At 46.4% G+C, this 12,781-nt stretch carries 8 protein-coding genes; 6 read left to right on the plus strand and 2 right to left on the minus strand.

Annotated elements, in window-relative coordinates; genetic code table 11:
• Positions 1 to 263 precede the first annotated feature (263 nt).
• Complete coding sequence (locus tag M662_RS02630; protein WP_026578802.1) at positions 264 to 2,045, plus strand: SLC13 family permease; 1,782 nt, start codon at positions 264 to 266, stop codon at positions 2,043 to 2,045.
• A gap of 38 nt (positions 2,046 to 2,083) precedes the next feature.
• Here the strand turns inward: M662_RS02630 and M662_RS02635 are convergent, their stop codons facing one another.
• Complete coding sequence (locus M662_RS02635; RefSeq protein WP_026578801.1) at positions 2,084 to 5,416, minus strand: GH36-type glycosyl hydrolase domain-containing protein; 3,333 nt, start codon at positions 5,414 to 5,416, stop codon at positions 2,084 to 2,086.
• Positions 5,413 to 7,566: a beta-glucosidase BglX gene (gene bglX, locus M662_RS02640; protein WP_051349000.1), complete on the minus strand. Its 2,154-nt coding sequence runs from the start codon at positions 7,564 to 7,566 to the stop codon at positions 5,413 to 5,415. The genes M662_RS02635 and bglX overlap by 4 nt, the downstream gene beginning before the upstream one ends.
• Positions 7,567 to 7,869: 303 nt before the next feature.
• On the opposite strand from bglX, the gene M662_RS02645 reads away from it, so the two are divergent.
• The 5 genes from M662_RS02645 (at position 7,870) to M662_RS02665 (ending at position 12,762) form a co-directional block, all read left to right on the plus strand.
• Complete coding sequence (locus tag M662_RS02645) at positions 7,870 to 9,114, plus strand: sugar ABC transporter substrate-binding protein (protein WP_008634429.1); 1,245 nt, start codon at positions 7,870 to 7,872, stop codon at positions 9,112 to 9,114.
• A gap of 107 nt (positions 9,115 to 9,221) precedes the next feature.
• Positions 9,222 to 10,106: a carbohydrate ABC transporter permease gene (locus M662_RS02650; protein ID WP_008634431.1), complete on the plus strand. Its 885-nt coding sequence runs from the start codon at positions 9,222 to 9,224 to the stop codon at positions 10,104 to 10,106.
• Positions 10,107 to 10,117: 11 nt separating this feature from the next.
• Positions 10,118 to 10,939, plus strand: a complete 822-nt coding sequence (locus M662_RS02655) for a carbohydrate ABC transporter permease (RefSeq protein WP_008634433.1) — start codon at positions 10,118 to 10,120, stop codon at positions 10,937 to 10,939.
• Positions 10,940 to 10,963: 24 nt separating this feature from the next.
• Positions 10,964 to 11,752, plus strand: a complete 789-nt coding sequence (locus tag M662_RS02660; protein WP_008634435.1) for an alpha/beta hydrolase — start codon at positions 10,964 to 10,966, stop codon at positions 11,750 to 11,752.
• Positions 11,753 to 11,772: 20 nt separating this feature from the next.
• Positions 11,773 to 12,762, plus strand: a complete 990-nt coding sequence (locus tag M662_RS02665; RefSeq protein ID WP_008634438.1) for a LacI family DNA-binding transcriptional regulator — start codon at positions 11,773 to 11,775, stop codon at positions 12,760 to 12,762.
• Positions 12,763 to 12,781: the final 19 nt, after the last annotated feature.

Raw genomic sequence — 12,781 nt, forward strand, 5'->3', positions numbered from 1 at the left:
CTTTGATTTGAAAGTATTCGTAGTGTACCCAATCTCTAGAATTCATATATATGACGCGATTTTCTCCACATATCCTGCTTGCAGACAGGGCGAAGGTACGTATTTTTTTCAAAATTAAGGAACACTGCCAATAGTTTTGAAATATTTTACTATAAAAGAGTTGCGTAATTCCGAGTAAACCTATAGACTTAAATATCAATTGATGATTATTCTGAATATTTAATTTCGTAAGACTATAAACAGGTGGGTATGGAGGATTGACAATGACCTGGGAGATGGGGTTTGTGCTGCTGGTCGTCTTGGTGATGATGATCTGCTTATTTAAAGAGGTGGCGCGGCCGGATATTATCGTGTTCGTCGCGTTGATTGCGTTTCTTGCAGTGGGCATCATTACACCGGAAGAGGCGATTTCCGGCTTCTCCAATGAAGGTATGCTGACGGTTGCTATGCTGTTCGTCATAGCTGGTGTCATTCAGAAGAGCGGGTTGGTTGAGAGATCGGTGGCAGCCCTGCTCGGGAAAGGGAAGTCGGAGAGGAGATCGTTGTTCCGGTTTCTTGTACCGATATCCGGTGCTTCGGCATTTTTGAATAATACACCGATCGTCGTAACGCTGACACCGATCGTTCGCGAATGGTGTGCCGATCATAATATATCACCGTCTAAATTTCTGATTCCGTTATCTTACGCTTCCATCTTGGGAGGAATACTTACCTTGATGGGTACGTCCACCAACCTTGTCGTCCATGGATTGCTGCTGGAGCGGGGGATGGAGGGATACAGTCTTTTCACTCTTGCACAAGTCAGTCTTCCCGCAAGCTTGATCGGGTTGGTTTATTTGGTGACGGTCGGTTACCGTATTCTTCCTGACTACAAACCTTTGAATAAAAGAAGCGGGGATGAACGGAAGCAATATTTGATGGAAGTGGTTGTAGAGAATCACTTTCCAGCCGTCAATCGGACGGTTGAAGAGGCGGGACTCCGTAATTTGGAAGGAGTTTATCTGCTGGCAATTGCGCGCTCCAAAGATAAAGTGTGTCCGGTTAAGAATTCTACAACGATAAAAGCGGGGGACCGCCTTATTTTCACTGGTATCATTTCCAAGATCGCTGAGCTGCAGGATAAGAAAGGATTGACGATCAAAACAGGAACGGACGTCTCCCTGGAACAATTGGAGAACGGACACGGCCGTCTTGTGGAAGTCGTCGTCTCTCACCAGTCCTCTCTGCTGCATAGAAAGATAAAAGAAACACAATTCCGGGCGACGTTTGATGCAGGAGTGGTCGCTGTTCATCGGAACAATGAACGGATTGAAAGTAAAATTGGTGACATTGAGTTGAGAGCCGGAGACACGCTCCTGCTTTTGACAGGAGCTGATTTTCAGGAAAGAGCAGCTCAGTCAAAAGATTTTTATGTCGTTACACCGCTTAAGAAACACCCGCTCTTAAATAAGATGAGCAGTTGGAAGGCGTGGACGGCACTCCTGTCCCTGGTTGGAATGATCGGCCTTGTCACCATGAACGCCCTGTCCATGTTTACGGCAATGAGTATATTGGTCGTCTTTTATCTCCTGTGCAAGATTGTTACTCCTGATGAAGCCAAGCAGAATGTCCAGTTCCACGTCCTTCTGCTCATCGCAAGTGCCTTTGGAATCGGGCAGGCCTTGTTCAAAACGGGCGCTGCCGAATGGGTAGCCGGCGGACTGATCCGACTGTCCGATCCATTCGGGATCTTCGGAGCCCTCGTTCTGTTGTATGTTCTGACGGCTCTCTTTACAGAAATGATCACAAACAATGCTGCCGCTGTCTTAATGTTCCCAATCGCTGTCGAGGCCGCCAACAGGCTGGGAGTAGAACCGATGGCCTTTGTCGTCTTGGTAACCATCGGGGCGTCTGCAAGCTTCCTGTCTCCAATCGGATACCAGACGAACTTGATTGTATACGGACCGGGGGGATATCGATTCAAAGATTATTTGAAGGTTGGTCTGCCTTTGAGCTTTCTTGTCATGGCATCGACGATATGGATGGTTGATTGGATCTGGATATAATAAAAAGGACTTCCGGAGACGGAAGTCCTTTTTGTTGTTCAAAGATAGATGTCGATCGTATTTTCTTTGCTGCTAAGGTATGGTTCTAATTCTCCTTTTGCAATTTTCCATCCGCCTTGCCTGTAAGGGGAGGAGGTACTTTTTAATGTGAGTTTATTTCCGTTTGCCGTGATCATAGATGCTTCGGAATTCAGATGGTAGATGAATGTAACGGGCCGGTGGAGAAGCTCGAAATGAAAATGTAAGCCGTCCATATTGGCTGGAACGACTGGATCGATGACGATGCTGTCCTTTTCCTGCCGTACCCCGAGAGCCTGATTGATCAGCTGGTTCATATAGATACCGGGACCGCTGGAATAGATCCGCCATCCGCCCTTGACTGGTACACTTCCGTCCTTCAATTGATGGAAGTGCTCCTGGGCATCATAACGATCCAGGAAAGCCCCGTCGGAGCTGCTGAAATAAGCGTTGCTTTGACGTAGTGATGCGTTCGGTACCACTTCTTGTATGCGGACAGGATTAATCACGGCCAACCCATCCCACACATCTTGATCTTTTCCGAGCTTCGCCATTGCTTCTATGAAGCGGATGTGTGCATGAACATACTGTAGACCAATCTCCCGTCCGAAGTTGGAAGCCTGCTCTGCCCGCTTAAAGTGGGTGCTCACTCCTCCCCGATAAGTAGCGGGACGGTTCATCAGTCTCACTCCATCCGGATAAGTAAGCTGGTTTTTTATGATTTCATAATGACGGGCAGCTTCTTCCGGCGTAAATAATTCACTGATAATGCTTCGCTGCATCGGGAGCAGTCTGTAGTGTATGCCGGTCGTTTGATCCTGGGGATGAAGCATGTATTCCGGGTGCTCCTTGTCTTCCATATAAATGAACCCTGGAATGACATCCGTCTTATTAATAAATCGGTGGTAGTCTCTTCGAATTCCGTCGGCCATTTTCTTTGTACGTTCCGCGCGTGTGGGATCCTTGTCGGTGAGCAGGCTGGAAAGGGAATGGACGGCCTGGTACATCAGAGCCGTCGTCCAACTGCTTACCAAGTACTTCTTCAACTGTTCCTTAGCCGGCTGAAGCGTATCGTCCCAATCCCCGTCGTCGTAAGAGGGGAGGCAGGTGTCGTGTAAGAAATGTTGGTCCATATAGGATAGTTGTCGATCCATGTGTTCGATTAACGAAAACTTCGATTCTGTGAAGGAATATGTGTCTGCTTCGGTATATGGGATTTCTTCCTTCAGAATGCTGTAATCCCCGGTTGTTTTCAGGTAGTCACTGACCATTTTTAACGGCCACACAATAATGTCCCCGTGGCTTTCCGCCTGCTGTATGGAAGAATACTCATCGAACATGAACCACTGGGGCCAGTTGCCGTCTCCGGCGTATTGATGGGCATACACATGAAGAATGATATCTCTTGCTGTTTGATAGTTCTCTGTCGCCAAGAAAAATTCAAAAGGTCCCTGACTGACATCTCTTGTCCCCCAGGCAGCTCCTCCGTATTGCTCCAGACCATGGGGAGTGGAGAAATGGACCAGCATGTTGTGGGTGTACCAGGAGCTCAAAGCATTGAACTTCTCCATGTCCCGATTGATCCGTTCATCCGCATGAGATAAATGGAAATGGTTCCTGACCTGATTTATATAGTTTCGATAGCGTTTCTTTTCCACACCGAAGTCCATCATCTTCGTTGGGGCAGGGGTCTTACTTAAATGACCTGCCAGATGCAGCGTCCATTCTGAAGCAGACTCCAGAGCCATGATGACGAGGGAGGTGCTTCCTTTCTCTACTCCCGATGTCAGGAAGTCTTCGTCTACTACTTCGTAATCCGTTCCTGAGATACTCATTCTATAACGAAGGCCCGGGTGGACGGGATAACTAGCCGCTGTCTCATCCGCCTTGAAGATCAGAGAGCCTTCTTCCTCGTCGTAATGAAAGGGGGCGTCGTATTCGTTTGCATTCATTACTATTTGACTCGTCACGATGCAGCGATAGCTTTTGCCGCTTTCAGCCTGGAAGTCCATCTGAATACCTCTGCCGTCCGTATCGATGAAATTCGTAACGAGAAACACCTCATCTGAGGTCTTGTATATCCACTTCGCATAATTAAGCCCCATCTCAAATAACGAAGGCATGGTAAGGAGACGGTATGTTCCTTCCATCTCCACGTATATCCGCTGTCCGGCTGTCTTAATCAGATTGAGAGGATTGCGGCTGTTGGACATCATCTTGTTCATAGAAATATTGCCGACGGCCACTTGAGAATTAAAAATGCCATACATGTAGGAAGTAGTTGTGAGCACATCATTTCGGATGCGATCATTGTGCCCATCCATTAAAATATGGCCGTGCGGGCGTTCCATCGTTTCTTCCTTCTGCTTGAGGACAACATGTGCATAGTCCGGTGTGAAGAAGGACAATAATGTGCCGTCTGCTTCCTCCTCCAATATGCGATCGCTGTAAAGGTCCTGCAGTTCTGTTTCCGATAGTTCTGTCGTTATTAAAGGAGAACCGATCATTTCGCTGAACCTTGGTTGACCAGGGGAAGACGTGTCTGGTACAGAATTGCGGGATTTGCTCCAGGCTTTCTCTATATGGTCGGGATGAAACGGTTCTTCCACTGCTTCGGCATGGTTCTCTTTGAATAAACCGTAAAACGTGTAAGTGGTCTCTCCGTTCAGTTTTATGGTCTCCGACTGAAGGGCACACAGGGCAAATTCATATTGATATTTCTGGTTGGCCAGGGTGGTTTTTTCAAGAGCTTCCGGACGGTTGGTTGTTTTATAGGATAACCCGAAGAATTGAAATCCATCTGTTGAGAATCCGGCAATTCTGCTCAATCCTCCTTGCTGCAGATAAGGAAACGAACCACTTTGAGGCTGGTTCTGCCTTGAAGAGACAATATATCCCTTCTCCTCCTGATTGAAAATCGTGTGCTCGATGTATTGAGAAGTGTACGCTTCATTGGAGCGTACGGCTTGAATATCTGCAAGTCCGACGTCCTGTGTGTAGAAAAGATCCGCCCTGTCATTTCCTTTCAATGTCACATCCCAAAACCATAGATGATCGTCGGACAGCCGGAATACGACCTCATACGCGACAGATTCGAAAACACCGGTCCAGCTTACTGCTTCGTTTCCGAAACAGACGGTACTGGGTGATTGAATGCCGAGGAGAGGGGTGGCTGCATACGTGCCATCATCTTGATGGATGCGGAGGTAAAGGTTATTCAACGATCCATCTATTCCGTTTGATAAAACTTGGTTGATTAAGAGGTTGTTATAACGAATGCTGTATAGATCGCCCGTTGGGAGAAAAGTGAATTTCAAACGTCCTGCTTCTAATTCGTGCGTGTGATTTATCATTGGAGACTCTCCTTAACATCTTTTTTTAAACGGAAGGATACTTCGGACACATCCCGGCTGCTTGTTCCGATAAACGTCTTGAATTCACCTGGATCACTGGAGCGTGACAGGTCGGCATGGACATACCGGAGGTGCTTTTCTGTAATAGTGAACGATACACATTTCGTTTCACCCGGCAGCAGAGATACTCTTTGGAAATCTTTAAGCTCCTTCACCGGACGTACGACCTCTCCAACGAGGTCCTGAATATATAATTGAACAATTTCTGTACCGGCCATGTTTCCTGTGTTTGTCACATCGATAGAAAATGTAATGCTCTCACCGGAACATAAAGTGCCCGAAGAAGACTTGATGTTATCGTACCGATAGCTTGTATAACTAAGGCCGTATCCGAAAGGAAACAGCGGTTCATTCGGACTGTCTAAGTATTGGGACGCGTACCTTTCCTGTGCATCAGGAGCGTCTTTCGGTCTTCCCGTATTGAAATGATTATAGTAAAGAGGAACTTGTCCGACTGAGTTCGGAAACGACATTGTAAGCTTTCCACTGGGATTGGCCTGTCCGAACAGGATATCACCAATGGCGTTCCCGCCTTCTGTACCCGGGAACCATGCTTCAAGAATGGCATCGGCCCCGGCTTCGATCTCCGTTAAATCAAGGGGACGCCCATTGAACAAGACGACGACGATCGGCTTCCCAAGCTTCTGTATTTCCCGGAACAACAGCATTTGAGCTTCGGGTATTTGGATGTTCGTTCTGGAGCCTGCCTCTCCACTCATTTCGGATGCTTCCCCGAGTCCTAACAAGATGGTATCTGCATGTGCCGCTTTCTTCAGGGCGTCTTCCAAAAGGGAAGAGGAAGTCTTCTCGATATGGGAACCTTCGGCAAATACCAACCTGGTTGATTCGCAATGTTTACCAATCCCGTCGTGTACAGAGACCGTATCCTCCGGTGATCCTTTCCATGACCATGGACCAAGTATATCGGTGCTGTCGATGAATGGTCCGATCAATGCGAGGGATCGTTTTGGATCGAGAGGGAGAAGGTGGCGTTTGTTTTTAAGAAGGACGATTGATTGTACAGCCGCATCATAAGCGGTCTCTCTATGTTTTTCTGAAAGGACAAATTCCTTCTCCTTTTCGATGTCCGCCCCTCTGTAAGGGTTTTCAAATAAGCCCAGCTTTTCTTTTAACCGCAGGATGCGAAGTACGGCCTCGTCCAACTGGTGTTCTTCGACTGTCCCTTCTTTTACCTTCGTTGGCAAATGGTTGGAGTAGCAGGTCGTCATCATTTCAATATCTATCCCAGCCTGCATGGCCAGTCTGGCAGCATCGGCTTCATCTTCCGCCACCCCGTGCGGGAGGAGTTCTTTGACTGCTCCCCAGTCGGAAATCAGGACACCTCCAAACCCCATTTGTTCTCTAAGTAACTGTTTTAACAGGGGCTCGTTAGCCGTAGCGGGTACGCCATCCACTATATTGAAAGCCGCCATCACCATTTCGCAGCCTGCGTCAATGGCCGCTTGAAAAGCCGGTACATAGGACTCCATGAGCTCACGCGGCGACAGGTCTACTGTATTGTAATCACGTCCGCCTTCTGCAGCACCGTACGCTGCGAAGTGCTTGACGCAGGACGCGACCCGGTAAGGATCATCTTTCAAATGATCTCCTTGGAAACCTTTTACCTGGGCTTTGGCGAATTCGCTGTTCAAATAGGCGTCCTCGCCGGTAGACTCCATCACTCTTCCCCATCTGGGATCTCTGACAAGGTCTACCATCGGTGCGAACGTTACATGGGTTCCAGATACAGCCGCCTCTTTAGCTGCGATTTCGGCACATTCTTCCGCAAGATTCAAATTCCAGGAACAGCCTAATGCTAATGGTACCGGGAAGATGGTTTTGTATCCGTGTACGATATCTGACATAAACAAGAGTGGGATTCCGAGACGATTGCGTTTTAAATGTTCCCGTTGAATCGAAATGGTCTGCTCTGCACCGGAAGCGCCTAATACAGAACCGGCTTGGATAATTGCAGATTCTGATACATCCATAGCTTTCATCGGCCCCGTGATTTCCCCTCTATCCATAGATCCGTGGAAGAATGGAGTAGCCAACTGCATCAATTGATTTATTTTTTCTTCCAACGTCATTTGGTTCAAGATCGATGTAATGTCCAAGATAATCTGTCTCCTTTCCAAGAACTTGTAGATAACTATACGGGATTTGTTGAAACGTTTCAATTGGTTTTTTACATAACATCACACGGATATAAAAAGATTTTTAGCTGATATAACTGATACTTAAAGTATTATACGGAATATTTTAAAAAATAACTTGAAACCGCTTGCAAGCTATTTTATACTTTGGTTATTGAAACGTTTCACCTGTTTGTGGCAAGAGTTTAGACGACGGTTCGGTTTTAAATTCTTTTAAAAAGTGAGAGGTGTGCGGAAATGGAGAGAAAAATAAGTAAGTGGCAAAGAGGATTGGTTTTATGTTTATTTATCGGTGGACTATTCATTCTGGGGGCATGTTCTTCCAATGAAAGTTCCGGGGAAGGGGAAGATTCCGACGCTCTCCAAGTGTGGACCATGTCCGGTGGGTTGAAGGAGTTTGTGACGGAATTTGAAGATGCGAACGGTGCCAAGGTGGAGGTGCAGACCATCCCTTGGGCGAATGCTCATGACAAACTATTAACAGCGGTTGCTTCCGGAAAAGGACCGGACGTCATTCAAATCGGAACGACATGGGTGGCTGAGTTTGCAGAAGCCGGCGCCTTTATGGATTTGTCAGACAAAATCGGGGACTATGAAAATTTGAAACCGGATCACTTCTATGAAGGAGCGATCGGTACCACTACTTATGAAGACAAAACGATAGCTGTTCCTTGGTATGTAGATACACGTCTTCTCTTCTATCGTACAGATATCCTGGGGGAAGTCGGCTATCCGGAAGGACCTGAAACGTGGGAGGATATGATCGATGCTTCCCGTAAGCTTGCTGATCGCGGGGAAGGTCAGTTTGCGGTCGATTTGCCTGCAAATGATCCTCAATTCCCTTTCATGATGGCATGGCAGCAGGGATGGGAGTATGAAGTCGGAGCAGGAGCGGACAACTTTGACAGTCCTGACTTTAAGAAAGCGGTAGAGCTTCATCACTTATTCTATGATGAAGGACTGTCTCAAATGGAAGAGGGAAAAGAATTCTTCCAATCTTTTGCGGACGGATCTAAACCGATGTTCTTCAGCGGACCATGGGATATTAAGACTATCAAGGAGCGTGCCCCGGAAATTGAAGGGAACTGGGACGTGCATGTCATGCCGGAAGCAGACAATAACAAATCGATGATGGGCGGAGCGCACTTGGCCGTTTTCCATAATTCTGATAAGGAAGACCTTGCTCTTGAATTTATTGATTGGATGGCTGATAAGGATACGCAATTGAAATGGTATGAAGAAAACAGTGAGCTCCCGGCTAACAAAGAAGCGTGGGAAGATCCGTTGCTTTCCGAGGATCCGATGGTCAGTACTTTCGGAGAACAGTTAGAGTCCACCCAGCCGCTTCCGTTGATTCCGGAGTTTGAACGACTAGGACAGGAATTGATCACAAAGCTCGAAGAAATCAATCGCGGCGGGAAGAATATAGATGATGCCATCCAGGAATATAAAGCTGACACGGAAAGGGTCTTAGCAGACTGACTAATAGGAAACATCTGCATGACAGGTCGATCGGGCGGGTACTAGGATACCTGCCTGGATGACCTGAGTCTTTCAGACATTAAGGAAGAGGCTTGGAGGGATCGTGGATGAATCACATGAAGACAAAGTGGACGCCGTTTCTATTTATAGGACCGGCTGTTTTATTATTAATGGTTTTCGCTTTCTTACCTATCATCATTGCTCTTGGAATCAGCTTTACAGACATGAACCTCGCTGGTCTTGCAGACTGGTCGTCAATCAGTTTTGCCGGACTGAGCAACTATGTGGAGCTGTTTAAAGACCCTGTGTTTATACAATCCTTAGGGAATACATTCATTTATGTCATGATCGGTGTACCGCTTGCGGTGGGTAGTTCTTTTATTATTGCATTGTTTCTGCAGTTGTTGAGTTCATGGCTTTCCTCTACCTTCCGGGTTATCTACTATATGCCTTCCATTACCAACATAGTGGCAGTCGCGGTAGTGTGGGGCTTTCTGTATAACCAGCAGTATGGATTGTTTAATTTTGTACTTAACACGCTGCACATCGATCCGGTTCCGTGGTTGGAAGATCCTTTTATCGCGAAGTTATCTCTCATTCTCTTAGCTGTATGGAAGAGTAATGGTGTAAGCATGCTCATCTTCCTTGCTGCATTACAGTCCATTCCTCGTACATACTATGAAGCGGCTGATATTGATGGTGCGAACCGTTGGCACAAGCTCATTCACATTACTCTGCCTTCCATGAGTTTTGCTACCTTCTTTGTTACCGTGACGACCTTGATCGGCTGGCTTCAATTCTTCGAGGAACCTTTCGTCATGACAGAGGGTGGTCCTTTGAACGGGACGAACTCTATCGCTTTATTCATCTATCAGGAAGGCTTCCAGTATAGTGAGTTCGGATATGGAGCTGCCGCTTCCTTCGTCTTGTTTGCAATCGTCATTATTGCAACCTTAGTGCAGTTCAAATTTAGGAAAGACCAAACGGTGTAAGGAGGATTCCTATGTATTTAAGGAATAGGTTTGAAAAGACGCTGGTCGTTGCAATCATGCTGATCGGCGGTATATTGGTGGCTTTGCCTTTCTTGTGGATGATTCTAAGCTCGTTTAAAACGGAAACCGAAGTATTGGCGATTCCGCCTACTATTTTTCCGGAAAATCCTACCTTTCAGCATTACTTACAGCTGTTTCAGGAACTGAATTTCGATGTTTATCTGATCAATACGTTAATTATTGTTGTATTTTCTATGTTCGGGCTGCTCCTTAATACAATGGCCGGCTACGGGTTCGGCAAATTCGAATTTAAAGGGAAAGAAGCATGGTTTATGGTGGTATTGATTACGATGATGCTGCCCGGTCAGGTGACGATGATTCCTACTTATTTGATTCTGAATGAAATGGGATTGACCAATACGATGGCTGGTATTATTCTTCCTGGGTTGATCGCTGCATTTAATATATTCCTTATTCGACAGTTCATGGTTACGATCCCGGATGATTTAATCGAGGCGGCCCGATTGGACGGGGCCGGGGAGTTTTATATATTCTCCCGTATCATCATTCCTCTGTCTAAACCTATTCTTGCTGTTCAAGTCATTTTGACCTTTATCGGATCATGGAACAGTTTCTTATGGCCGTTAATCGTAGCGAATGATGAGTCGCTTTATACCCTTTCGGTAGGATTGGCGCTGCTTCAAGATGAAAATGTAACGAACTATGGATTGCAGATGGCAGGTTCAGCGTTCATGGTTCTCCCGATTTTAATTATTTTTATCATCTTTCAGAAGTATATCGTCGAAGGATTTAATGTGTCCGGAATTAAGTGAGGAAAAAAGAAAGGAGCGAGGACGATGCAGAAAATGGAGTGCAGCTTTTTCTCAGAAGTATTGTCTAAAGTAACCACGATCACGGTCCTGCTGCCGCAGCCGTCTTTGGAAGAATTGGAAAAGGGAGACAGTAGTAAATATCCGGTCTTATATTTACTTCACGGCTTTAGTGACAATCACCGCACGTGGACAGGGAGTACTTCTCTGGAACGTTATGTAGAAGGACTCGGTTTGGCTGTGGTTATGCCTGGAGTGGATAACAGTTACTATACCGACATGAAATACGGGGGAAGATATTGGACGTTCCTGACAGAAGAGCTGCCAAGGCGGGTACAGTCCATGTTTCCTGTATCGGGGGAAGCGGAGGATACATTCGCTGCCGGCCATTCCATGGGCGGGTTCGGAGCGTTGAAATGGGGATTGAATCGCCCGGAGCAATTTAAAGCAGTCGCATCGATGTCCGGGGTGACGGATATGGTGTTCCACCTGGACAAAATGCGAGAAGAAGATAGTGATAAATCCCGTTGGCTGCAATTGATTTTCGGGGACGGGGATGTAAGAGGTACGGAAAACGATATAATGGATAGAGTCAGCAAAATCTCACAGTCAGGTAAACGTCTGCCGCTGTTGTATCAGCGGTGCGGCGAAGATGACTTTCTGTTTGAACATAACGTACGGTTCCTGGAGCAATGTAAGCAGGAAGGAGTAGAAATTGATTCTGCTTTCGAGCCGGGAGATCACAACTGGGAATATTGGGATTATGCTATTCGACACGTGCTCGAGTGGTTGCCGATAAGGAACCAGAAGAAATAAGTTTGATGGGGGCACGAACAATGGCAACGATTAAGGATGTAGCTAAATTAGCCGGGGTAGCTGTATCGACGGTATCGTACGCTTTAAATGACAGTAATAAAATCAGTCTGGAAACAAAGCGTCGCGTGAAAGAAGCAGCAAGCGCCTTGAACTATCAGAAAAACGGCATTGCTTCCGACTTAAAGAAGCATCGGACGAATACGATCGCGTTGATATTAAGTGATTTATCCGGTCCGTATTATTCCGAGTTAATTAAAGGAGTTCAGGATGTTGCCGTATCGAACGGCTATGACCTGATCGCCTGCAGTTCCGTGGGAGGAAAAGAGTCTACTGCGGTTAAATTTCTGCGGGAAAAGAGAGTCGACGGAGCGATTATACTCGCGCACAACATTGACGATGATATCGCCGTCGAAGCTGCGAGAGAAGGTTTTCCTTTGGTCGTTCTCGATAGGAAGTTGAATAACGATAATATTTATCATGTAGAGGTAGACAACGAACATGGTGGTTTCATTGCGACCGAGTATTTAATTAAGTACGGCTTCAAAAAAATCGGGTATGTAAGCGGCCCTTCGAATTCGTATGATAACAAGAGGCGCTTGGAGGGTTTCAAGAAAGCATTGGATATGCACAACATCGTTTTTCAATCCAAGTGGAAGGTCTCTGGTGATTTTACCAGGGAGGGTGGTTACAGAGCTGCAAAATTGTTGATTGCCCAGCAGGAGATGCCGGAAGCTGTCTTTTTCGCAAATGATGAAATGGCGATCGGTGGATTGAAGGCCTTTGAGGAATACGGGATTAAGGTGCCGGAAGACATCTCCATCATCGGGTTTGATGACATCCAGATATCTGAATTCGTTTCCCCGCCGCTGACGACGGTATCTCAACCGAAGTATGAGGTGGGTGCACTTGCCGTCCATATCATCTTTCAAGCACTCCAGAATCAGGATGTCGATTCTAAATATACGCTTCATACGAAATTGGTCCAACGAAATTCTGTAAAGTTAAAATAGGCAGCTCGGTCTGTCTATT

The sequence above is a fragment of the Bacillus sp. SB49 genome (assembly GCF_000469135.2).
Lineage (GTDB): Bacteria > Bacillota > Bacilli > Bacillales > Halobacillaceae > Halobacillus.

Excerpts from the sequence above, each read along its gene's own strand:
- M662_RS02630 (WP_026578802.1), top strand. The coding sequence starts at position 264 with ATGACCTGGGAGATGGGGTTTGTGCTGCTGGTCGTCTTGGTGATGATG.
- M662_RS02635 (WP_026578801.1), bottom strand. The coding sequence starts at position 5,416 with ATGATAAATCACACGCACGAATTAGAAGCAGGACGTTTGAAATTCACT.
- bglX (WP_051349000.1), bottom strand. The coding sequence starts at position 7,566 with ATGACGTTGGAAGAAAAAATAAATCAATTGATGCAGTTGGCTACTCCA.
- M662_RS02645 (WP_008634429.1), top strand. The coding sequence starts at position 7,870 with ATGGAGAGAAAAATAAGTAAGTGGCAAAGAGGATTGGTTTTATGTTTA.
- M662_RS02650 (WP_008634431.1), top strand. The coding sequence starts at position 9,222 with ATGAATCACATGAAGACAAAGTGGACGCCGTTTCTATTTATAGGACCG.
- M662_RS02655 (WP_008634433.1), top strand. The coding sequence starts at position 10,118 with ATGTATTTAAGGAATAGGTTTGAAAAGACGCTGGTCGTTGCAATCATG.
- M662_RS02660 (WP_008634435.1), top strand. The coding sequence starts at position 10,964 with ATGCAGAAAATGGAGTGCAGCTTTTTCTCAGAAGTATTGTCTAAAGTA.
- M662_RS02665 (WP_008634438.1), top strand. The coding sequence starts at position 11,773 with ATGGCAACGATTAAGGATGTAGCTAAATTAGCCGGGGTAGCTGTATCG.